The following is a 22,452-nucleotide window of genomic DNA, read 5'->3' as shown; positions in this document are numbered from 1 at the left end:
CGGGGATCGGCGGCGATCCCCGGCCCGTCCCCCCGTCTCCGGGCTCCTCAGATCGCGTTCAGCCCGTGCGCGGCGAAGACGTCCCGCGCGGCGCCGACCTGTTCGACGGTGGGGGAGGGGGTGTCGGCCAGGGTGAACTCCCGGCCCAGCGCCGCCCACTTGGCCGCCCCCAGCTTGTGGAAGGGCAGCACGTCGACCCGCGAGACGTTGCCGAGCGAGGCGGCGAAGGACGCCACCCCCTCGACGTTCTCCACCGGGTCGGTCAGCCCCGGCACCAGCACGAACCGCACCCAGACGTCCTTGCCGAGGTCGGCCAGGCGCCGGGCGAAGTCCAGGGTCGGCTCCAGCGGCCGCCCGGTGACCCGGCGGTACAGCTCGCGGTCCCAGGACTTGATGTCCAGCAGCACCAGGTCGACGTCGGCCAGCAGCCCGTCGCTCGCCCGCGCGCCGAGGAAGCCGGAGGTGTCGAGCGCGGTGTGCATCCCCAGGTCGTGCTTGAAGCGGTGGAACAGCTCGCCGGTGAACACCGGCTGCAGCAGCGGCTCGCCGCCGCTGACGGTGGCCCCGCCGCCGGAGGCGTGGATGAAGGTGGTGTACTTCGCGGCCTCCGCCACCACCTCGTCGGCGGCGGTGCGCCGGCCGTTGCGCATCGCCATGGTGTCGGGGTTGTGGCAGTACAGGCAGGTCAGCGGGCAGCCGGCCAGGAAGGTGACGAACCGGGTGCCCGGCCCGTCCACCCCGGTCGACAGGTCCCAGGAGTGCACCGAGCCGGCGACCTGCGGGCCGAGCGGGATGTCGGTGCCGAGCAGTACCGCGGTCATGGCAGGGCCTCCTGGCCGGTGGGGATCAGAGGGACGCGTGGAAGGTGCGGGCGATCACGTCCAGCTGCTGCTCCCGGGTGAGCCGGACGAAGTTCACCGCGTAGCCGCTGACCCGGATGGTCAGCTGCGGGTAGTCCTCCGGGTGCTCCATCGCGTCCAGCAGGGTGTCCCGGTCGAGCACGTTGACGTTCATGTGGAAGCCGTCGGAGGCCGTGTAGCCGTCCAGCACGCCGGCCAGGTTGCGCACCCGCTCCTCGGGGGTGCGGCCCAGCGCGTCGGGCGTGACGGTGTTGGTCAGCGAGATGCCGTCCTCGGCGGAGGCGTACGGCAGCTTGGCGACCGACAGCGCGGCGGCCACGTAGCCGTGGCTGTCCCGCCCGTTCATCGGGTTGGCGCCGGGGGAGAACGGCTCGCCGGCCCGCCGCCCGTCCGGGGTGGCACCGGTCTTCTTCCCGTAGACCACGTTCGAGGTGATGGTCAGCACCGACTGGGTGTGTTCGGCGCCCCGGTAGGTGGGGTGCTTGCGCACCTTGCGCATGAACTCCTCGACCAGCCACACCGCGATCGCGTCCGCCCGGTCGTCGTTGTTGCCGTACGCCGGGTACTCGCCCTCGACGACGTAGTCCACGGCCAGCCCGGTCGCGTCGCGGACCGGCCGCACCGTCGCGTACCGGATCGCGCTCAGCGAGTCCGCGGCGACCGCCAGGCCCGCGATGCCGCAGGCCATGGTGCGCCGCACGGCGCGGTCGTGCAGCGCCATCTCCAGGCGCTCGTAGGCGTACTTGTCGTGCATGTAGTGGATCACGTCGAGGGCGTGCACGTAGGTGGCCGCCAGCCACTCCATCTGCTCGTCGAAGCGGGCCACCACCTCGTCGTACTCCAGGACGTCGGCGGTGATCGGGCCGGTCTCGGGCCCGACCTGGACGCCGGACCGCTCGTCCCGGCCGCCGTTGATCGCGTAGAGCAGCGTCTTGGCGAGGTTGACCCGGGCGCCGAAGAACTGCATCTGCCTGCCGACCTCCATCGCGGAGACGCAGCAGGCGATCGCGGTGTCGTCGCCGAAGCGCGGCCGCATCAGCTCGTCCGACTCGTACTGCACGCTGGAGGTGTCGATCGACACCTTGGCGCAGAAGTCCTTGAAGCCCTGCGGGAGCCGGGGCGACCAGAAGACCGTCATGTTGGGCTCGGGGGCGGGCCCGAGGTTGTAGAGGGTCTGCAGGTAGCGGAAGGAGGTGCGGGTGACCAGCGGGCGGCCGTCGCTGCCGATGCCGCCGATCGACTCGGTGACCCAGGTCGGGTCGCCGGAGAACAGCTCGTCGTACTCGGGGGTGCGCAGGAAGCGGACGATCCGCAGCTTGACGATGAAGTCGTCGACCAGCTCCTGGGCCTGCTCCTCGGTGAGCACGCCCGCCGCGAGGTCCCGCTCCAGGTAGACGTCGACGAAGGTGGAGGTGCGGCCGAGCGACATCGCCGCGCCGTTCTGCTCCTTCACCGCCGCCAGGTAGGCGAAGTACAGCCACTGGATCGCCTCGCGCCCGTTCGACGCCGGGCCGGAGACGTCGTACCCGTACGCCAGCGCCATCGCCTTGAGCTCGCCCAGCGCCCGGATCTGCTCGGCGAGCTCCTCGCGCTCGCGGATCACCTCCTCCAGACGGGAGGCGTCGGCGGGCAGCGGGTCCAGCTCCGCCTTCTCCGCCAGCTTGGCCTCGATCAGCCGGTCCACGCCGTAGAGCGCGACCCGGCGGTAGTCGCCGATGATCCGGCCCCGGCCGTAGGCGTCCGGCAGGCCGGTGACGACGCCGGCCTTGCGGGCGGCCCGGATCTCCGGCGTGTAGGCGTCGAAGACCCCGGCGTTGTGGGTCTTGCGGTACACCGTGAAGACCTTCTCCAGCTCCGGGTCGACCGGGTAGCCGTACGTCTCCAGGGCGCCCGCGACCATCCGCCAGCCGCCGTTGGGCATGATCGCCCGCTTCAGCGGGGCGTCGGTCTGCAGGCCGACGATCAGCTCCCGGTCCTTGTCGATCCAGCCGGGCGCGTGCGCGGTGATGGTGGACGGGACGTCGTGCGCGACGTCGTACACGCCCTTGGCGCGCTCCTCGGGGAAGCGGTCGGTGATCTGCCGCCACACCGCGAGGGTCCGCCCGGTCGGGCCGGCCAGGAAGGCGCCGTCGCCCTCGTACGGGGTGTAGTTCCGCTGGATGAAGTCGCGGACGTCGACGGCCTCCTGCCACCGGCCGCCCTCGAAGCCGTCCCACGCGCTCTTCATGGTCCTCAACTCCCGCCTCGGATGCCCGCTGCAGCTATTGTGAATCCGTTCACAAGGCCGTGCGGGCTCGAAAAGTCCTCTGCTGCAGGGACCTCGGTCCCTCGTTCCCCCGGTCAGGCGGCCTGGTCGCCGTAGTACGCCTGGCGCATCAGCTGCTGCATGTCGTCGAGCATCGGCATCCGCGGGTTGGCCGGCGCGCACTGGTCCTCGTACGCGTTCATCGCCTGCTGCGGCAGCGCCGCCAGGAACGCCGTCTCGTCCACGCCCGCCTCCTTGAAGGAGCGCGGGATCCCCACCCGGTCGCGCAGCTCCTCCACCGCCCGGGCCAGCGACTCCACGCCCTGCTCCGGGCTGTCGGCCGGCAGGCCGAGCATCCGGGCGATCTGCTGGAAGCGCTCCGGCGCCACGTACGTCCGGTACTTCGGCCAGCTGGTCACCTTGGACGGCGCCGCGCCGTTGTACCGGATCACGTGCGGCAGCAGCAGCGCGTTGGTGCGCCCGTGCGCCACGTGGAAGGTCGCGCCCAGGGTGTGCGCCATCGCGTGCACCACACCCAGGAACGCCGAGCCGAACGCCATGCCCGCGATGGTGCCGGCGTTGTGCATCTTCTCCCGCGCCACCGGGTTGTCGGGGCCCTCGGCCACGGCCTGCTCCAGGTTCTCGAGGATCAGCCGGATCCCCTGGAGCGCCAGCCCGTCGGTGAAGTCGTTGGCGTAGACCGACACGTAGGCCTCGATGCAGTGGGTCAGCGCGTCGAAGCCGGAGTCCGCGGTCACCGCCTTCGGCAGGTCGGTGGTCAGCGCCGGGTCGACGATCGCGACGGACGGGGTGAGCGCGTAGTCCGCCAGCGGGTACTTCTGGCCGCTCCCGGTGTCCGTGATCACCGCGAACGGGGTGACCTCGCTGCCCGTCCCCGAGGTGGTCGGGATGCACACCAGCTTGGCCTTCTCGCCCAGGTCCGGGAAGGCGAAGGCGCGCTTGCGAATGTCGAAGAACTTCTCCTTCAGGTCCGCGAACTCCACCTCCGGGTGCTCGTACATCAGCCACATCACCTTGGCCGCGTCCATCGGCGAACCGCCGCCCAGCGCGATGATGGTGTCCGGCCGGAAGCCGCGCATCAGCTCCGCGCCCTTCTCCACCGTCTCGATCGACGGGTTGGGCTCCACGAAGTCGATCACCCGGGTCTCCACCGGCTCGGTGCGCCGCAGCAGCATCGAGCGGACCCGCTCCAGGTGGCCGATCTCCACCATCGTCCGGTCGGTCACGATGACGACCTTCCGGGCGCCGCGCATGTCCGCCAGGTACTTGATCGAGTTGCGCTCGAAGAAGATCTTCGGTGGGACCTTGAACCACTGCATGTTGGTGTTGCGCCGCCCGATCCGCTTGATGTTGAGCAGGTTCAGCGCCGACACGTTGCCCGACACCGAGTTGTGGCCGTAGCTGCCGCAGCCCAGCGTGAGCGAGGGCATGAAGGCGTTGTAGACGTCGCCGATGCCACCCTGCGAGCTCGGCGCGTTCCAGATCACCCGGCACGCCTTCACCGCGTGCCCGAACTCCTCGGCGAACGCCGCGTCCTCGGTGTGCACGGCGGCCGAGTGGCCCAGGCCGTGGAACTCCACCATCTGCGTCGCCAGCCGCAACCCCCCGGACCGGGTCTCCGCCCTCAGCACGGCCAGCACCGGGCAGAGCTTCTCCCGGGTGAGCGGCTCGTCCTCCCCGACGGACCCGACCTCGGCCAGGATGATCGAGGTGTCCGCCGGGACCTCGAAGCCCGCCGCCTCGGCGATCCGCACCGGCGACTGCCCGACCACGGCGGCGTTCAGCTCCGCCCCCGCGCAGTTGCGCTCCTCGCCGACCCCGAAGACGTACCGCTCCAGCATCGCCTTCTCGGCGGGCGAGGCCAGGTACGCCTTCAGCTTCCGGAACTCGGCGAGAGCGGGCGCGTAGATCTCCTGGTCCAGGATCACCGCCTGCTCGGAGGCGCAGACCATGCCGTGGTCGAAGGACTTGGAGAGCACCACGTCGTTGACCGCCCGCTGCAGGTCGGCGCTCTTCTCGATGTACGCCGGGACATTGCCCGCGCCCACCCCCAGCGCCGGCTTCCCGCAGCTGTACGCCGCCCGCACCATCGCGTTGCCGCCGGTGGCCAGGATCGTCGCCACCCCCGGGTGGTTCATCAGCGCGCCGGTCGCCTCCATCGAGGGCCGGTCGATCCACTGCACGCAGTGCGCGGGCGCGCCCGCCGCGATCGCCGCGTCCCGGACGATCCGGGCCGCCTCGACGGAGCAGCGCTGCGCGGCGGGGTGGAAGCCGAAGACGATCGGGTTGCGGGTCTTCAGCGCGATCAGCGCCTTGAAAATGGTGGTCGAGGTGGGGTTGGTGACCGGGGTGACCCCCGCGACCACGCCGACCGGCTCGGCGATCTCCACGATCCCGTCGATCTCGTCCCGGCGGACCACGCCGACCGTCCGCATCTGCGCCATCGAGTGGGTCACATGCTCGCAGGCGAAGACGTTCTTCACCGCCTTGTCCTCGAACACGCCCCGGCCGGTCTCCTCCACCGCGAGCCTCGCCAGCCGGGTGTGCGCGGCCAGCGCCGCCAGCGACGCCTTCCTGACGATGTGGTCGACCTTCTCCTGGGTGAATCCGTGGTACTCCTGCAGGGCCTTCAGCCCGTTCTGCACCAGGGCGTCGACGGCGGCTTCGGCGGACGCGGCTTGCTCGGTTGCCATGCTCGCTCACCTCGGAGATCTGCGGTGGTGGGTCCATCTGCTGACGGATCCACCCTCTGTCGGCGGGTGATGAGGCGGCTACGGGCCTTCGGCGGCTCGGCCACGGGACCTACGACCCCTTTCCGCCTGACACAGGGCATGTGGCCGTTTCGGCCAAGTCCGGGCCGGGATCCGCCGGACGGGTGACGGGTCGGGGTGCGGCGACCGGGTGCCGGTGACATGTTGGTCGGGAAGGGGACGGCCCACCCGAGGAGGAGACATGGGCATCTTCGACAGGTTCCGCCACAAGGCGCAGCCGGCGGACGCCGACCCGGCCCAGCGTGCGGCGCTCGCCCACGACGAGGCGGCCGACGCGTTCGGCGACAGCACCGAGAAGGCCCGCCAGAGCGCCGAACGCGACGCCGAACTGACCGAGCAGGACCGCCAGGCGGCCCGCGACATGACCGCCGAGGGCGATCCCTGGGACTAGCTTTCGTACAAGGGCATCGCCAACAGGGGCGCGAGGGACTGCGCGACCAGCCATGCACTCACGTAGAGCGGTGGCTGGTCGCGCAGTCCCTCGCGCCCCTATTGGCGAGGTGGTAGCGGGGGTCGCTGGAGGTCCGGCCGCGGGGCGTTGCGGGGCGGGGGTTCGGCCGCGGGGTGGGTGGCGAGGAGTTCCAGGGCGAGGCGGGTCGCGGCGCGGAGTTCGGTGTGCTCGCCGGTGGCCCAGTCGTGCGGGGTGCGGACGACCTCGACGTCGGGTTCGACGCCGTGGTTCTCGACGGTGAAGCCGATGCCGCCGGTGAACCAGGAGGCGTTCTTGGGGACGGAGATCTGGGTGCCATCGCCGAGGGCGTGCCGGCCGGTCATGCCGACCACGCCGCCCCAGGTGCGGGTGCCGACCACCGGGCCGAGCCGCAGTTCCTTGATCGCGGTGATGATCACGTCCCCGTCCGAGCTGGTGGCGTGGTCGGCGAGGGCCACCACCGGGCCGCGCGGCGCGTCGCGCGGCCACCGCACGGGCTGCCGTCCGCGGGTGAAGTCCCAGGCCAGGACGCGTCGGGCGAGCTTCTCCAGGACCAGCTCGGAGACGTTCCCGCCGGCGTTGCCCCGGACGTCGAGCACCAGTGCCGGCCGGTCGAGCTCGCGCCGCAGGTCGCGGTTGAACTGCGCCCACCCGGAGCCGCCCAGGTCGGGGATGTGCAGGTAGCCGCACGTCCCGTTGCTGAACTCGCGGACCAGTTTGCGCCGTTTGGCCACCCAGTCCTGGTACCGGATCGGCCGTTCGTCGGTCAGCGGGGTCACCGCGATCCGCCGCAGGGTGTCGCCGCGGCGCAGGGTCAGTTCGACGGTGGTGCCGCCGGTCCCGGCGAGCAGCGGCAGCGGCCCGCGGACTGGGTCGAGCGGCCGGCCGTCGACGGCGAGCAGCTCGTCGCCGTCCTGGACGCCGTACCCGGCCAGCGGGGCGCGGGCGCGCGGGTCGGAGGACTCGCCGGGCAGCACCCGGTCGACCAGCCACCGGCCGTCGGGGTCGCGGTGGGCGCCCGCGCCGAGCAGGCCGAGCGGCTGCTGGGCGAGGGCGGGGCCCTCGCCGCGCCGGGAGGGGGTGACGTAGGCGTGCGAGGTGCCGAGTTCGCCGAGGAGTTCGCGGAGCAGGTCGGCGAAGTCGTCGGGGGAGGCGATCCGGTCGAGCAGCGGGGCGTACTGGTCGACGAGGCTCGGCCAGTCCAGGCCGCACATGTCGGCGTCCCAGAACTGGTCGCGGACGATCCGCGCGGCCTCGTGGTAGGACTGCCGCCACTCGGCGGGCGGGTGGACGGTGTGGGTGATCCGCCGCAGGTCGACCGGCAGCGGTGAGCCCGGGGCGGCGAGCGGGTGGAGCTTGAGCGTGCCGGCGGAGAAGACGGAGATCGCCGAGCCGTCGCCGGAGACCGCGAAGCCGTCCAACTGGTCGACCAGGGTGGTGCGTTTGCCGCGGGCCAGGTCGAAGTACTCCAGCGCGGGCCGCCCGGAGGTCTCCTCGGGGTTGGCGAAGGTCTGGCCGAGGGCGCCGGAGATCGGCCAGCGCAGCCAGATCACGCCGCCGCGCACGGCGGCGGTGGCGGAGTACTTGGAGGCGATCACCGGGAAGGGCACCAGCCGCCGGGTGAGGCCGGTCTCGTCGACCCGGACGGTGCCGTCGCCGGTCGCCTCCTCCGGGTCGAGGCCGACCGGCGGCCGGCCCTCCACGGGGGCGGCGAACGGGGAGGGGGTGTCGGCGGCCAGCGGCACCAGGTAGGGGCGGCAGCCGAGCGGGAACGAGAGGTCGCCGGTGTGCACGTCGTGCACCGGGTCGAAGCCGCGCCAGGAGAGGAAGACCAGGAAGCGGCCGTCCCGGGTGAAGACCGGGTGCTCGTCCTCGAACCGGCCGTCGGTGACGTTGATCGCCCGCTCGGGGGTGTCGACCCGGGCGAGCTGGATGGTGCGCAACGAGCGCCCGGCCACCGGCTGGGACCAGACCACCCACTGCGCGTCGGGGGAGAAGGCGGGGCTGGAGACCGGCCCGTACGGGGACGCGGCGAGCGGGGTCACCTCCCCGTCGGCGGTGCGGACCAGCAGCAGCCGGCCGTCGGAGCAGGCGACCGCCAGCAGGGCGCCGTCGGGGGAGGAGGTGAGCTCCAGGACCCGGCCGAGGCGGCCGGCGGCGATCCGGCGGGGCGGGGTCTCGGCGCCGTCGCGGGCGGGCAGCGGGGCGATCTCGACGGCGTCCTCGCCCTCGGCGTCGGTGACCCAGGCGACCTGGCCGCTCCAGCCGAGCACGGCGGGCAGCCGGCAGCGCACGCCGGGGGTGTCGGCGAGCGCCCGGGCCGGGCCCTCGCGGTGGGTGAGCCAGTAGAGGCTGCCGCGGACGTTGACCACGCCGGCCCGGCCGGTGGCGTCGCAGGCGAGGTCCTTGACGTTGTTGGCGGCGGAGACCTGGTACGGGCGGCGGCCGGCCCGGGAGCCGCCGAGCGGGACGTCCAGGCGGCGCGGGGCGGGGGCGTTCAGGTCGTCCAGCAGCCACAGGTCGCCGGCGTGCTGGTAGACGACCCTGGTGCCGTCCGAGGACGCCTCGCGGGCGTAGTACGCGGCGTGGTCGGTGTGCCGGCGCAGGTCGGTGCCGTCCAGGGCCACCGAGTAGAGGTTGCCGACGCCCTCGTGGTCGGAGAGGAAGGCGACCCGTCCGCCGACCGGCATGGGGGAGGCGAGGTGGCCGGGCAGGCCGGGCAGCAGCTGGGTGCGGTCCAGCCAGAGCCGGCCGGTGGCGCCGCCCCGGTAGCGCTTCCAGGCGGCGGGCTCGTGCGGGGCGGCGGCGGTGAGCAGCACGGTGTGCTCGGCACCGACCTGGGCGTCGGCGACCGGGCCCCAGGGCATCCGGCGGGCCGGTGCGCCGTCCGGGGGCAGCTCCCAGGCCCAGGTGTAGTGCGCGAAGGGCTCGTGGAACGAGGTGACGGCCAGCACCTCGCCGTTCGGCAGCCAGCCGCGCACCCGGGTGTCCTGGCTGCCCCAGAAGCTCAGCCGGGCCGATTCGCCGCCCTCCACCGGGGCGGTGAACACCTCGGGGGTGAGCGCGGCCCAGCTGGTCCAGGCGACGGTGGTGCCGTCCGGGGAGAGCCGGGGGTTGCCGACCCGGGTGCGGTCGCAGCTGATCCGCCAGGCCCGGCCGACGGTGCCGTCGGGTGCCAGGGGCGCGGCCCAGACGTCGTCCTCGGCGGTGAAGGTGAGCAGGCCGCCGCGCAGGTGGGGGTGGCGCAGGTATCCGGGCACCTCTCCATGGTTCGGTCTGCCGCGGCGCCGGGCAACCGGGGCACGGCCCGTCGGGAGGGCACCGGCGGAGGGCGGTGCCGGAGGGCCGGCCAAGTCGCTTCCGAGCCGGTTCCATTGACATCCGGTCGCGGATTCGCTTCATTGGTCCAGTCCAATTGAGGGAGCGTGCCGGTGTGCGGCGGCGCGCCCCTCGGCCGACCCCACCTGGCCCTGGACGTCCCCCACACCTGATCGAGGCAGGAGCATCCCCACAATGCGTACTCCCCGAAAGCGGCTGGTCGCCGCCGGTACCGCCTGGGCCGTCGCGGCCGCCGGTGCCGTCGCGCTCAGCTTCGGCCTGGCCCCCGCGGCCTCCGCCGGCGAGTTCCTGGTCAACGGCGGCTTCGAGAGCGGCCAGCTCGGCCCCTGGAGCTGCACCGGATCCACCGGAAGCGTGGTCACCGGACAGGCCCACACCGGCACTTACGCGCTGGCCGGCGCCGCCTCGGCGAGCGACAGCGCCCAGTGCACCCAGACCGTCACGGTCGCCCCCAACACCACCTACACGCTCAGCTCCTGGGTCAAGGGCGCGTACGTGTACCTCGGCGTCAACGGCGGCACCTCCACCTGGACGCCCAGCACCGGCGGCGCCTACCAGAAGCTCTCCGTCAGCTTCACCACCGGCGCGAGCCAGACCAGCGCCACCGTCTTCACCCACGGCTGGTACGGCCAGGGCACCTACTACGCGGACGACGTCTCGCTGGACGGCCCCGGCGCGCCCACCGCCTCCCCGTCCCCGTCCGGCACCTCCTCGTCGCCGTCGCCCTCCGCGTCGGCCTCGACCTCCGCCTCCCCGTCCACCTCGGCGTCCGCCTCCACCAGCGCCTCGCCGTCCACCTCGTCCTCGCCGACCGCCCCGCCCGGCGGCGGGCTGCCCGCCCACGCCCTGGTCGGCTACCTGCACGCCAGCTTCGCCAACGGCGCCGGCTACGTGCGGATGGCCGACATCCCGGCCTCCTGGGACGTGATCAACCTGTCCTTCGGCGAGCCGACCTCGGTCACCTCCGGCGACATCCGGTTCAACCGCTGCCCGGCCACCGAGTGCCCGACCGTCGAGTCCGACGCCGACTTCAAGGCCGCCATCCAGGCCAAGCAGGCCCAGGGCAAGAAGGTGCTGATCTCGATCGGCGGCCAGAACGGCCAGGTCCAGCTCACCACCACCGCCGCCCGCGACGCCTTCGTCTCCTCGGTCTCCGCGATCATCGACAAGTGGGGCCTGAACGGCCTCGACATCGACTTCGAGGGCCACTCGCTGTCGCTCGCCACCGGCGACAACGACTTCAAGAACCCGACCACCCCCGTCGTGGTCAACCTGATCTCCGCGCTGAAGACCCTCAAGGCCAAGTACGGCCCGAACTTCGTGCTGACCATGGCCCCGGAGACCTTCTTCGTCCAGCTCGGCTACCAGTACTACGGCTCCGGGCCGTGGGGCGGCCAGGACCCGCGCGCCGGCGCCTACCTGCCGGTCATCTACGCGATGCGGAACGACCTCACCCTGCTGCACGTCCAGGACTACAACTCCGGCTCGATCATGGGCCTGGACAACCAGTACCACTCGATGGGCAGCGCCGACTTCCACATCGCCATGACCGACATGCTGCTCAAGGGCTTCCCGGTCGCCGGCAACACCGCCAACATGTTCCCCGCCCTCGCCCCGAGCCAGGTCGCGATCGGCATGCCCGCCAACAGCTACGCCGGCAACGGCTACGTCGCCCCCGCCGAGGTCAACAAGGCGCTCGACTGCCTCACCAAGGCCACCAACTGCGGCACCTACGGCGCGCCGAAGGCCGGCGCCCAGCCCAACCTGCGCGGCCTGATGACCTGGTCCATCAACTGGGACAGCTACCAGGGCAGCCGCGAGTTCTCCAAGAACTTCGACGCCTACTTCGGCTGATCCACCGCACGACCCGCATGACCGTACGTAGCGGGCCGGACACCCCCGGGTGGCCGGCCCGTCGGCGTTCGCGGGCCGGACGGACCGCTCCTAGCCTGGTCACAGGAGGTGATGGCGAAATGTTGGCAGACGCACCGCTGCTCGCAGTCATCCCGGTGGCGGACATCGAACGGGCCAAGCGCTTCTACCGCGACACCCTCGGACTCACCCTCACCCGCGAGAACGGGCCCGACGTGGGCTTCAGCTGCGGAGGCACCGAATTCGGCATGTACGAGACGCCCTACGGCGGCCAGGCCCAGCACACCCTGGCCAGCTGGAAGGTGGACGACCTCGACACCGAGATGGCCGAGCTGCGCCGCCGCGGAGTCGTCTTCGAGGAGTACGACCTGCCCGAACTGAAGACCCTCGACGGAGTCGCCGAGGCCGACGGCATGCGGGCCGCCTGGTTCAAGGACACCGAAGGGAACATCCTGTGCGTCAACGAGGTGCGGGCGGCCTAGGGCAGCCCGGAGCCCGCACGGCGAAGGCCCCCTCGCGAGAAGCGAGAGGGCCTTCGGCCTGTCTGTGCGCCGCCAGGGACTCGAACCCCGGACCCGCTGATTAAGAGTCAGCTGCTCTAACCAACTGAGCTAGCGGCGCCTGCTGACGAAGAGAACATTACCTGGTCAGCGGCCGAAACTCACAATCGGCTCCAGGACGACAATGCCGCGGGGGCGGCCGGTGGCGGCCAGCTGCAGGGCGCGGGCCGCGCGGGCCAGCGGGAGGACGGCGGCGACGTCCGGACGCAGCTCGTACTCCTCCCAGAGCTCGACCAGCGAGAGGGGGTGGGCGGGGGGTCCGGCGGGGGTGGCGGTCGTGGCCGTCCGGGGGATCTCCAGCGGGGGAGGGGCGGCACCGATCAGCAGCACGGCGTCCGGGGTGTCGGGGAGGCCGTTGGTGGGACGGGCGCCGAGGGCGCGGAGGTGGGCGTGGTCGTGCGGGGCCGCGACGGCGAGGACCTCGACCCGCCGGGTGAGGGCGAGCTGGACGGCGAGGGGGCCGTCGCCGCGACCCGCGCCCGCGACCAGCAGGCGCTCGGCGGGGCGGAGGGCCAGCGCGTCCAGGGCCGGTTCGACGGTGCGGGCCGCTCCCGCGAGGGCGCAGGCGTGCGCCCAGGGGAGGCCCGGCGGGAGGTAGGTCAGACGGGCGCAGTCCACGGCGACGTACTCCGCCCACGTACCGGCCGGCGCGTCACCGAGCACCCGGTCGCCCACCTCCAGGCCGAACGACGCCGCCCCCAGCTGGCACACCACCCCGGCCAGCCCGCCCGCGCCGGGGGCCGTCGGCGCCACCTCCGCGACCCGTACCCGCACCAGCACCTGCCCGGGCCCCGGCCGCGGCGCCACCACCTCGCGCACGACCACCGCCCCGGCGGGCGAGGAGGGGAGAGCGGCGAGCATGGGCCTCCTTGGTGGGTCGGCGGGTCTTGACGACCGCCTGCGGCGGGCTTCGGAGGCACCGCCTCCGGCGAGTGCGCCTGCGGCGCGGGCTGGGGTGGCCGGATCTGCCTCCTTCGGTGGTACGTCCGGCGGGCCTTCGGCCAGTGCTCCCCCGGCGGGGTGCCGGGTTCGCCGGCTGCGGTGGGGTTCGGGGTGGGTCCGGCGAGTTGGGTGGGGTGGGGTGAATGGTCACATTTATGCTGATCCGCGGATCGGGGGGCCGCATTCCGTACGGTTGGGAGGACCTGCTCCGTGGCTCAGCTGTCGCTGCTCTTCCTGGTGCTGCTCGCCTCGGTGGTCACCATGCCGCTGGCCCGGCGGAGCGGGGTGCCGCAGCCGGTGCTGATGACGCTGATCGGGATCGTGATGGCGCTGGTGCCGCAGATCCCGAACGTGTCGGTGAACCCGGAGCTGATCCTGCCGCTGGTGCTGCCGCCGCTGATCTTCGCGGTGGCGCGGCGCTCCTCGGTGCGGTACTTCAAGGCGAACATCCGGTCGATCCTGCTGCTGGCGGTGGCGCTGGTGATCGTCACGACGACGGCGGTGGCGGGCACGTTCTCGGCGCTGGTGCCGGGGGCGCCGGTCGCGGCGGCGGTGGCGCTCGGCGCGCTGGTGTCGCCGCCGGATCCGGTGGCGGCGGTGGCGGTGGCGGGTTCGGTGGGGTTGCCGCGCCGGCTGGTGGCGGTGCTGGAGAGCGAGGGGCTGTTCAACGACGTGACGGCGATCGTCATCTACTCGCTGGCGGTGGAGGCGGTGGTGGACCACGACTTCTCGATCGAGGGGGCGGCGCTGCGCTTCGTGCTGTCGGCGGTGGTCGCGGTGGTGGTCGGGGTGGCGCTGGGCTGGGCGAACACCAAGCTGGCCGGGTTGTTGGACGATCCGACCCAGCAGGTGGCGCTGAACCTGCTGGTGCCGTTCGCGGCGTACGCGCTGGCGGAGGAGGCGCACGGCTCGGGGGTGCTCGCGGTGGTGGTCTGCGCGCTGTACCTGGCGGACCGGGCGGCGGACGCCGACGAGGTGTCGTACCGGTTGGTGGGCAACGCGTTCTGGGAGATCGTCGAGACGCTGGTCACCGGGGTGGCGTTCGGCCTGATCGGGCTGGAGCTGGCGACGGTGCTGGCGGACGTCAAGAACAGCTGGCGGGGGATGCTGGGCGACACCGCGGCGGTGATCGCGGTGGTGGTGCTGCTGCGGTTGGTGTGGCTGCTGCCGGCGGCGTGGGTCTCGCGGCGGTTCAGCCACGGCGAGGAGGACAACCCGGTGTCCTGGCGGGAGACGCTGGTGCTGTGGTGGTCGGGGATGCGCGGGGTGGCGACGGTGGCGCTGGCGCTGGCGATTCCGCTGACGGTGCACGGCGGCGGGGCGTTCCCGGAGCGGGCGGAGATCATCTTCGTGGCGTTCGGGGTGGTGCTGTTCACCCTGCTGGTCCAGGGTCTGACGCTGCCGTGGGTGGTGCGGCTGCTCGGTCTGGACACCGGTTCCGACGCGCACGAGAAGGCGGTGCGCGAGCTGTGGTGGCGGGCCGCCAAGGCGGGACTGGTCCGACTCGGTGAGCTGGAGCGGGCGGACGAGCTGCCGGCCGAGCTGGTCGAGCGGCTGCGGGAGCGTCAGCACGACCGCCTGGCCCGGCTCTGCCCGGAGAAGTACGAGGAGGAGGAGGCGCTGGAGGCGAAGCAGCGCGGCGAGAAGTGGCGGGAGGCGTTCGCGGTCGAGCAGGAGATGATCGCCGCCTCGCGCCGCGAGGTGCTGGTCGCCCGCAGCGAGGCCGGCGGCGACCCGGAGGTGGCGGACCAGGTGCTGCGCCGGCTCGACCTGCAGTCGGCCCGCAAGTGAGGCGCGTCCGGGTGGTCGGCACGCGAAGGTCCGCGGGTGGACGTCGACAAGTGCGGTCCCCGGTGGTGACGGTCCGCAGGTGACGGCCGTGGAGGACATAGGGTGGGCGCGGGCAAGGCCGTCAATGGAGTCGGCAGCACCTCTCGTACCACCGCCGGCCTTCGCGCACCCTCCCGCTCGGCCCTGCCGGTACACGCCACTTCCGGACGACACAAGGAGACCACCGATGTCGGAGACCCCTGCCAGCGGTCGCATCCCCCTGGACCGGACCCCGCAGTGGGCCGCTCTCGGCAAGCACCGGGCAGAGTTCGGCGAGCAGCACCTGCGTGAGCTGTTCGCCGCCGACCCCGAGCGAGGGAAGCGCTACACCCTGCGGGTCGGCGACCTGCAGGTCGACTACTCCAAGCAGCTGGTGAACGACCGCACCCTGGAGCTGCTGCGCGAGCTGGCCGCCGCCACCGGCGTGGCCGGGCTGCGCGACGCGATGTTCCGCGGCGAGAAGATCAACATCACCGAGGACCGGGCCGTCCTGCACACCGCGCTGCGCGCCCCCCGCGAGGCCGTGATCGAGGTCGACGGCGAGAACGTGGTGCCCGCCGTGCACGCCGTGCTCGACAAGATGGGCGCCTTCTCCGACCGCGTCCGCAGCGGCGAGTGGACCGGCCACACCGGCAAGCGGATCCGCACCGTCGTCAACATCGGCATCGGCGGCTCCGACCTGGGCCCCGCGATGGCGTACGAGGTGCTGCGCTCCTACTCCGACCGCGGCATCGACGTCCGCTTCGTGTCGAACGTGGACGGCGCCGACCTGCACGAGGCGCTGCAGGGCCTGGACGCCGCCGAGACGCTCTTCATCGTGGCGTCGAAGACGTTCACCACGATCGAGACCATCACCAACGCCGAGTCCGCGAAGGCGTGGCTGCTCACCGGGCTGGGCGCCGGCACCGACGCGGTCGCCAAGCACTTCGTCGCGCTGTCGACCAACGCCCAGGGCGTGTCCGACTTCGGCATCGACGTGGCCAACATGTTCGAGTTCTGGGACTGGGTCGGCGGCCGCTACTCGTACGACTCGGCGATCGGCCTCTCGCTGATGATCGCCATCGGCCGGGAGCAGTTCCGCGAGATGCTGGACGGCTTCCACCTGGTCGACGAGCACTTCCGCACCGCGCCGTTCGAGCAGAACGTGCCGGTCCTGCTCGGCCTGCTGGGCGTCTGGTACGGCGCGTTCTTCGACGCGCAGTCGCACGTGGTGCTGCCCTACTCGCACTACCTGTCGAAGTTCGCCGCGTACCTGCAGCAGCTCGACATGGAGTCCAACGGCAAGTCCGTGGACCGCGACGGCAACCCGGTGAACTGGCAGACCGGGCCGGTGGTCTGGGGCACCCCCGGCACCAACGGGCAGCACGCCTACTACCAGCTGCTCCACCAGGGCACGAAGGTCATCCCGGCGGACTTCATCGGCTTCGCGAAGCCGGTCGCCGACCTGCTGCCCGGACTGGTCGCCCAGCACGACCTGCTGATGGCCAACTTCTTCGCCCAGACCCAGGCACTGGCCTTCGGCAAGACCGCGGAGGAGGTCGCGGCGGAGGGCGTGCCGGCCGAGCTCGTCCCGCACAAGACCTTCAAGGGCAACCACCCGACCACCACCATCCTGGCGGGCGAGCTCAGCCCGTCGGTGCTCGGTCAGCTGATCGCGCTGTACGAGCACAAGGTGTTCGTCCAGGGCGCGATCTGGAACATCGACTCCTTCGACCAGTGGGGCGTGGAGCTCGGCAAGGTGCTCGCCAAGCGCATCGAGCCGGTCCTGCTGACCGGTGAGGGCACCGCGGCGCTCGACAGCTCGACGGCCGCCCTGGTCGCCGAGTACCGGGCTCTGCGCGGGCGGTAACCGGACGACGGCTCAACGGCCGCCCAGCAGCGAAGGGACGCTGCTGGGCGGCTTCGTCGTTCCCGGGGCCGGGACGGTCGGCGGCGGGGCCTGCGGGGGGCGGTGCTCCGGGCCGAGGGTCGCGGTGAAGAAGAGGGCGCCGAGCAGCACGGACAGGAGTGCGGCGGCGGCCAGGCCGGGGAGGACACGGCGGCGGAGGGCGGCGCGGCGGTGGGCGCGGAGCGCGGCGCGTTCGCCGGCGGCGAGCTCGGACTCCCAGTCCGCCCAGTCCTGCCGGTGATCGTCGCTCGCCATGGCCGCGGAGACTAGCAGGCCGTCCCGGGGCCGCCGCAAGAGCGCCGCGCCCGGTCCCGGCGCGGGGACCAGCGGGAAGCCGTCGTCGAGTGAGTGGCCCTCAAGTGCCCCACAAGTGCCGGAACCTACGTTCGAGCACACTCCGACGGATCCCAGACAAGGACCTGATCCCTTGAGAATCATCGGCCTCAGCGAGGTGCTCCCGGGCGAACCGGTCACGAACCGGGACATGGCGGAGCGCTTCGGCCTGCACGAGAAGTGGCTCGACCGGATGACCGGCAACCGCGGCCGCCACTTCTGCGAACCCGACAGCCCCGAGGGCACTCCGAAGAACACCGGCGACCTGGCCACCGCGGCCGGCGAGCGCGCCCTCGCGGACGCCGGCGCCGACCCGTCCTCCATCGACTTCCTGATCCTCACCACCGGCTCGCCGGACCACCTGATGCCGGCCACGGTCAACCTGGTGGCGGACCGGCTGGGCCTGAACGACCTGCCGACCTTCCAGCTCAGCTCGGGCTGCGCGGGCGCGCTGCAGGGCCTGTACACGGCCCGCGCGATGCTGGCGGGCGGCCTGCGGCGCGGCCTGGTGATCGGCGCGGACAGCGTGGTCAAGCTGTGGCCGGCGGACCGCGCGGTGGGCCGGATCAGCCCGGCGGAGCTGGCCAACTTCGCGCTGTTCGGCGACGGCGCCGGCGCCGCCGTGGTGGACGCCGGGGACGGCCCGGGCCTGGCGGTCGAGCACCTCGTGCTGCGGGCCACCGGCAAGGGCCGGGAGCCCGCCCAGGTGGTGCGCTGGTACGGCGCGGACGGCGCGCCGATGGTCGAGGGCCCGGGCGGCAAGACGGTCCGCGAGCCGATGGGCCAGGAGGACTACAAGGCGATCGAGGCGGGCGTCCCGGTCCTCGCCGACGCCGTGCTGCAGGAGCTGGCGGCGCTGACCGGCTGGCCGGTGGGCGAGGTGGAGCACATCCTCACCCCGCAGCTGAACGGCGTGATGACGGAGCGGATCCGCGAGCACCTGGGCGTCCGCCCGGAGCAGGCGGTGTCCTGCGTCGCGGACACCGGCAACAACGGCAACGCGCTGCCCTTCATCCAGCTCCACCGGGCGCTGCGGCGGATCGAGGCGCAGGGCCGGGCCGGCGACCGGGTGCTGGTCACCGCGATCGAGTCCTCCAAGTGGATCGTCTCCGGCCTGGCGCTGCGCTGGCTGCCGGCCGCCGGGGAGGTGGCGGCATGACCGTCACCGCCACCACGCCGCTGGCCGAGCTGCGCGCCCTCAAGCGCGCCGGGCTCGGCGGGCAGGCGCCGCGCGTACGGGAGCTGCTGGCCGAGCTGCGGGCCGCCGGGGACCCGCTGGACCTGGAGGCGGCGGGCAGCCTGCTGGCCGGCCGGGCGGCCCGGGAACAGCTGGCCGACTCCGGGGCGTTCACGGCCCGGCCGGTCGCGCTGCTCGGCAGCTCCACGCTGGACGCGCTGCCGCCGCTGCTGACCGCGACGCTGCTCGCGGACGGGGTGCTGCCGGAGATCCGCTCGGCGGGCTTCAACCAGTGGCGGTTCGAGATCCTGGCCGGCGCGCCCACCCTGAAGGACCTCCGGCCGCAGGTCACCGCCCTGCTGCTGGACGAGGCGGCGGTCTTCGACGGGGTCGCCGACCGGCTGGACCCGGCCGAGATCGAGCGGCGCTGCGCCGCCCTGCCCGCCGAACTGGCCGGCTGGGCGCGGGCCTGCCGGGAGACCCTGGGCGGCCTGGTGGTGCTGGCCACCGTGCCGCTGACCCCGCTGACCCGGGACCGGCGGGTGGACTACCCGGGCAAGGCTCGGCTGGCCGCCGCCTGGCACCGGATGAACGCCGCGATCCTGGACCTGGCCGCGCCCGCCGACTCGGTGCTGGTGCTGGACCTGGACGGGGTCGCCGCGCACGGCCGGGGCGGCGCGGTCCGGGCCGGCGACCGGATGCGGCACGCCGCCGGGCAGGCGTACGCGCCGGAGTTCCTGGCCGCGTACGCCGAGGAGCTGGGCCGGGTGGTGAGGGCCGGGCTCGGCCGGGCCGCCAAGTGCCTGGTGCTGGACCTGGACCACACGCTGTGGGGCGGCGTGGTCGGCGACGACGGGGTGGCCGGGCTGCGGCTCGGCGGCGCGTACCCGGGCTCGGCGCACCGCGAACTGCAGGAGCTGGCCGCTGATTTGAAGCAGCAGGGGGTGATGTTGGCGGTCTGCTCGAAGAACGAGGAGACGATCGCCCGGGAGGCGGTCGACACCCACCCCGAGATGGCGCTGCGGACCGGCGACTTCGTCGCCTTCAGCGCGAACTGGCAGCCCAAGCCGGGGAACGTGGCCGCGATGGCGGAGCGGCTGAACATCGGCGCGGACGCGATGGTGTTCGTCGACGACAACCCGGTGGAGCGCGGCCTGATGCGCGAACTGCTGCCGCAGGTCGCCACCGTGGGGCTGCCGGCCGACCCGGCCGGGTACGCGGCGGTGCTGGCGGCCCGGGGCGACTTCAACGTGCTGAGCCTCACCGAGGAGGACCGCACCCGCACCGAGCTGTACCGGGCGCGCGCCGCGCGGGCCGAACTCGCCGACACGGCCGGATCGTTGGAGGACTACCTGGCCGGGCTGGAGTCCGAGCTGACGGTGCAGCCGCTGGACGGGCTGAACTCCGCCCGGATCGTCCAGCTCTTCGGCAAGACCAACCAGTTCAACCTGACCGGGCGCCGGTTCACGGCCGACGAGGTGGCGGGCGGCGGGCTGGACTTCTTCGCCGCCCGGCTCACCGACCGGTTCGGCGACAACGGGCTGATCGCCGCGCTCGCCCTCGGCCGGGACGCCGACGGCGCCCGGACGGTGGAGAACTTCGTGCTCAGCTGCCGGGTGTTCTCCCGCCGGGTGGAGACCGCGCTGCTCTCCCTGGTGCTGCGGGCCGCCGCCGCCGAGGGCGCCGGCGAGGTCCGCGCCCGGTACGTGGAGACCGCCAAGAACCGCCAGTTCGCCGGCTTCTACCCGGACCACGGCTTCGCCGCGGCGGGCGAGGAGCCCGGGGCGTACCGGCACACCCTGCGGGAGCTTCCCGAGCTCCCCCGATGGATCCGAATCAACGGGCAACAGGAGGCTTTCCGTGTCGTCTGACCAGGTGGTGAGAGAGGTCGTCGCCCAGCTGCTCGACCTCGACGAGGACGCCCTGTCGATGGACCAGCCGCTCGCCGACATCGCCGAGTGGGACTCGGTCAACGCCCTGCGGGTGCTGGTCTACCTGGAGCGCGAGCTCGGCGAGCCGGTCGACTACGACCGCTTCATGCGGGCCGAACTGCTCGCCGACCTGGCCGCGCTGGTCGAGGACGTCCGGGCGGCGGCGGGATGAACGCCGTCGTCACGCCCTTCCCGACCGCCCGGCGCGGCACCCTGACCTTCCTGCGCGACGCCCGGTCCACCGCCCACGTCCACCTGCTGACCGACGTCGACGCCACCGCGCTTAAGGCCGCCCGGACATCCAGCGGCGGCAAGCTGAGCTACGCCGCGTTCGTGGTCAAGGCGGCCGCCGAGGTGGTCGCCGACTGCCCGCCGGCCCGCTCGGTGCTGCTCGGCGGCCGCCGGCCGCGGCTGGCCACCGTGGACCAGGTCCACGCCAAGGTGCTCTTCGACAAGTCCCTGGACGGCACCCGCTGTGTCGCCTCCGGGATCGTCCCGTCCGCCCAGGCGCTCACCGTCGAGGAGATCCAGACCGCCCTCGACACCTACAAGGACGCCGAACTGGACGACCCCGAGGGGCCGTTCCGCAACCTGCTGCGGGTCGCGAGGCTGCCGCTGCCGGTGGCCTGGCTGGCGTACCGGGCGGCCACCCGCGACCCGGTGCGCCGCACCGAGCTGCAGGGCGTCTTCTCGGTCACCTCGGTCGGCCACGAGCCGGTCCGGGCCATCCTGCCGATGATCACCGGGGCGCTCGGCTACGGCGTCGGCCGGATCGCCGACGTCCCCGTCGCGGTCGACGGCGAGGTGCGGATCGCACCCCGGCTGACCCTCTCGCTCACCTTCGACCACCGCCTGCTGGACGGCGCGCTGGCCTCCGACCTCCTGGCCCGCACCAAGGACAGACTCGAACACGTGGAGCTCCCATGACCAGCACCAGCACCACCGACGTCCTGATCGTCGGCGGCGGCCCGGCCGGCGCCCTGCTCGGCGCGCTGCTCTCCCGCCGCGGCATCCGCACCGTCCTCGCCGAGAAGCAGACCGGCCTGGAGCGCGACTTCCGCGGCGAGACCCTGGCCGCGCCGAGCGCGGTGGCGCTGCGGCAGCTGGGCTTCGGCCCGGCGCTGGAGCGGCACGGCTACCTGGAGACCACCGGCGTCACCATGCGGATGGAGGGCCGCCGGGTCTTCTCGCTGGACTACGGCCGCTTCCCGATCAACACCCTGCCGATCGACATCCCGCAGCCCGCGCTGATCGGCATCTTCCAGGAGGCCGCGCAGGCCGAGCCGGTCTTCGAGTACCTCTCCGGCACCACCTGCACCGGCCTGGTCGAGCAGGACGGCAAGGTGCTCGGCGCCACCTTCAAGCAGAAGGACGGCACCCGGCTGGAGATCCGCGCCCGGCTGGTGGTCGGCGCCGACGGCCGCTTCTCCAAGGTCCGCAAGGCCGCCGGGCTGGAGGCCCTGATCACCCCGATGGAGCGGGACTTCCTGTCCTTCAAGCTGCCCCGCCCGGGCGACTGGGGCCGGCAGGCGGAGCTGGTCGTCGACCGCGACAAGCACCTGGTGGTGCTGCCCACCTTCCCCGACTTCCTGCGGGTCGGGCACAACCTGCCCAAGCGCGGCCTCGGCGAGCTGCGGTCCGCCGGCTTCGAGGCCTTCCGGGACGGCATCGCCGCGATCGACCCCCGGCTGCGCCCGCTGCTGGAGACCCACCTGACCTCCTGGGAGGACACCTCCTTCCTGGAGATCTTCACCGCCGAGCTGGACCGCTGGGCCAAGGACGGCCTGGTCCTGATCGGCGACGCCTCGCACACCGTCACCCCGATCCTCGGCCAGGGCGTCAACCTCGCCATCCAGGACGTGGTCTGCCTCGCCCCGGTGATCGCCCGCGCCCTCACCCGGACCGGCGCCACCGTGCCCGAGGCCGTCTTCGCCCGCTTCGTCACCGAACGCCGCGCCCACAAGCGGCAGGTGACCAAGTACCAGCGGATGCAGGAGGCGGCGCTGGCCCAGTCCGCACCGCTCCCGGTCCGGCTCCGCCGGGCCCGGTTCCGCGCACTGGACGCGCTGCCGGTCAAGTACCGGGTCTTCGGCCGGGTGATCAACGCCCCGCACCCCGTCGACCCGGCCGACCGGCGCACCGGCGTCGAGCACGTCGAGCCCGCCCGCGCCTGACCCCGCCCGCGCCCGGCCGTCCCCCGAGCACGGCCGGGCGCCCGCCACGCTCCCATCACCGACCAGAGGTTGACACCAC

General features: G+C 72.9%; 16 protein-coding genes and 1 tRNA gene. 10 read left to right on the top strand and 7 right to left on the bottom strand.

Annotated features, from left to right (window positions below; all coding sequences use genetic code 11):
• Positions 1–47: 47 nt before the first annotated feature.
• From pflA to adhE, 3 genes are all read right to left on the bottom strand, one after another.
• Positions 48–821, bottom strand: coding sequence for a pyruvate formate-lyase-activating protein (gene pflA, locus ACGFX4_RS26375; RefSeq protein ID WP_393079061.1), 774 nt, complete (start codon positions 819–821; stop codon positions 48–50).
• 25 nt (positions 822–846) lie between these two features.
• A complete protein-coding gene (pflB, locus tag ACGFX4_RS26370; RefSeq protein WP_393079060.1) occupies positions 847–3,087 on the bottom strand; it encodes a formate C-acetyltransferase in 2,241 nt (746 codons plus the stop codon).
• Positions 3,088–3,200: 113 nt separating this feature from the next.
• Positions 3,201–5,819, bottom strand: a complete 2,619-nt coding sequence (gene adhE / locus ACGFX4_RS26365) for a bifunctional acetaldehyde-CoA/alcohol dehydrogenase (protein ID WP_393079057.1) — start codon at positions 5,817–5,819, stop codon at positions 3,201–3,203.
• 259 nt (positions 5,820–6,078) lie between these two features.
• Between adhE and ACGFX4_RS26360 the strand changes: the two genes are divergently transcribed.
• Positions 6,079–6,288: a hypothetical protein gene (locus tag ACGFX4_RS26360; protein WP_393079055.1), complete on the top strand. Its 210-nt coding sequence runs from the start codon at positions 6,079–6,081 to the stop codon at positions 6,286–6,288.
• A gap of 98 nt (positions 6,289–6,386) precedes the next feature.
• Here ACGFX4_RS26360 and ACGFX4_RS26355 read toward each other — a convergent pair whose 3' ends face one another.
• Positions 6,387–9,587 (bottom strand): S41 family peptidase, encoded by a 3,201-nt coding sequence (locus ACGFX4_RS26355; RefSeq protein WP_393079053.1) that lies wholly within the window; start codon positions 9,585–9,587, stop codon positions 6,387–6,389.
• 253 nt (positions 9,588–9,840) lie between these two features.
• Here ACGFX4_RS26355 and ACGFX4_RS26350 point away from each other — a divergent pair, with 253 nt between their 5' ends.
• On the top strand, positions 9,841–11,520 hold the full coding sequence (locus ACGFX4_RS26350) for a chitinase (RefSeq protein ID WP_393079051.1): 1,680 nt from the start codon (positions 9,841–9,843) through the stop codon (positions 11,518–11,520).
• A 119-nt stretch (positions 11,521–11,639) separates the two neighbouring features.
• On the top strand, positions 11,640–12,020 hold the full coding sequence (locus ACGFX4_RS26345; RefSeq protein WP_393079049.1) for a VOC family protein: 381 nt from the start codon (positions 11,640–11,642) through the stop codon (positions 12,018–12,020).
• Positions 12,021–12,085: 65 nt separating this feature from the next.
• Here ACGFX4_RS26345 and ACGFX4_RS26340 read toward each other — a convergent pair.
• Both ACGFX4_RS26340 and ACGFX4_RS26335 read right to left on the bottom strand, forming a co-directional pair.
• Positions 12,086–12,159: transfer RNA gene (locus ACGFX4_RS26340), tRNA-Lys, on the bottom strand.
• Positions 12,160–12,185: 26 nt separating this feature from the next.
• Positions 12,186–12,959: a hypothetical protein gene (locus ACGFX4_RS26335; protein ID WP_393079047.1), complete on the bottom strand. Its 774-nt coding sequence runs from the start codon at positions 12,957–12,959 to the stop codon at positions 12,186–12,188.
• A 291-nt stretch (positions 12,960–13,250) separates the two neighbouring features.
• Between ACGFX4_RS26335 and ACGFX4_RS26330 the strand changes: the two genes are divergently transcribed.
• Positions 13,251–14,831 (top strand): Na+/H+ antiporter, encoded by a 1,581-nt coding sequence (locus ACGFX4_RS26330; RefSeq protein ID WP_393079045.1) that lies wholly within the window; start codon positions 13,251–13,253, stop codon positions 14,829–14,831.
• Positions 14,832–15,057: 226 nt separating this feature from the next.
• Positions 15,058–16,719, top strand: a complete 1,662-nt coding sequence (gene pgi / locus ACGFX4_RS26325) for a glucose-6-phosphate isomerase (RefSeq protein ID WP_393079042.1) — start codon at positions 15,058–15,060, stop codon at positions 16,717–16,719.
• Positions 16,720–16,731: 12 nt separating this feature from the next.
• Here pgi and ACGFX4_RS26320 read toward each other — a convergent pair whose 3' ends face one another.
• Positions 16,732–17,013 carry a hypothetical protein gene (locus ACGFX4_RS26320; protein WP_393079039.1) on the bottom strand — a complete coding sequence of 94 codons (282 nt, stop codon included), beginning with the start codon at positions 17,011–17,013 and terminating at the stop codon, positions 16,732–16,734.
• 172 nt (positions 17,014–17,185) lie between these two features.
• On the opposite strand from ACGFX4_RS26320, the gene ACGFX4_RS26315 reads away from it, so the two are divergent.
• Genes ACGFX4_RS26315 through ACGFX4_RS26295 form a run of 5 tightly spaced genes read left to right on the top strand, consistent with a single transcriptional unit; the run spans position 17,186 to position 22,373 of the window.
• On the top strand, positions 17,186–18,250 hold the full coding sequence (locus tag ACGFX4_RS26315) for a 3-oxoacyl-ACP synthase III family protein (RefSeq protein WP_393079036.1): 1,065 nt from the start codon (positions 17,186–17,188) through the stop codon (positions 18,248–18,250).
• The gene (locus ACGFX4_RS26310) at positions 18,247–20,139 is read left to right on the top strand and encodes an HAD-IIIC family phosphatase (protein WP_393079034.1); all 1,893 of its coding nucleotides are present in this window, start codon (positions 18,247–18,249) and stop codon (positions 20,137–20,139) included. The genes ACGFX4_RS26315 and ACGFX4_RS26310 overlap by 4 nt, the downstream gene beginning before the upstream one ends.
• Complete coding sequence (locus ACGFX4_RS26305) at positions 20,129–20,371, top strand: acyl carrier protein (protein WP_345697218.1); 243 nt, start codon at positions 20,129–20,131, stop codon at positions 20,369–20,371. Before ACGFX4_RS26310 ends, ACGFX4_RS26305 begins: the two co-directional genes overlap by 11 nt.
• A complete protein-coding gene (locus ACGFX4_RS26300; RefSeq protein WP_393079032.1) occupies positions 20,368–21,126 on the top strand; it encodes a 2-oxo acid dehydrogenase subunit E2 in 759 nt (252 codons plus the stop codon). Before ACGFX4_RS26305 ends, ACGFX4_RS26300 begins: the two co-directional genes overlap by 4 nt.
• The gene (locus ACGFX4_RS26295) at positions 21,123–22,373 is read left to right on the top strand and encodes an FAD-dependent monooxygenase (protein ID WP_393079029.1); all 1,251 of its coding nucleotides are present in this window, start codon (positions 21,123–21,125) and stop codon (positions 22,371–22,373) included. The genes ACGFX4_RS26300 and ACGFX4_RS26295 overlap by 4 nt, the downstream gene beginning before the upstream one ends.
• The last annotated feature ends 79 nt before the right edge of the window (positions 22,374–22,452 follow it).

Source organism: Kitasatospora sp. NPDC048365, from assembly GCF_043200835.1.
Lineage (GTDB): Bacteria > Actinomycetota > Actinomycetes > Streptomycetales > Streptomycetaceae > Kitasatospora > Kitasatospora terrestris.
The sequence above is the reverse complement of the archived record's forward strand: the minus strand, read 5'-3'. Positions and strand labels throughout refer to the sequence as shown.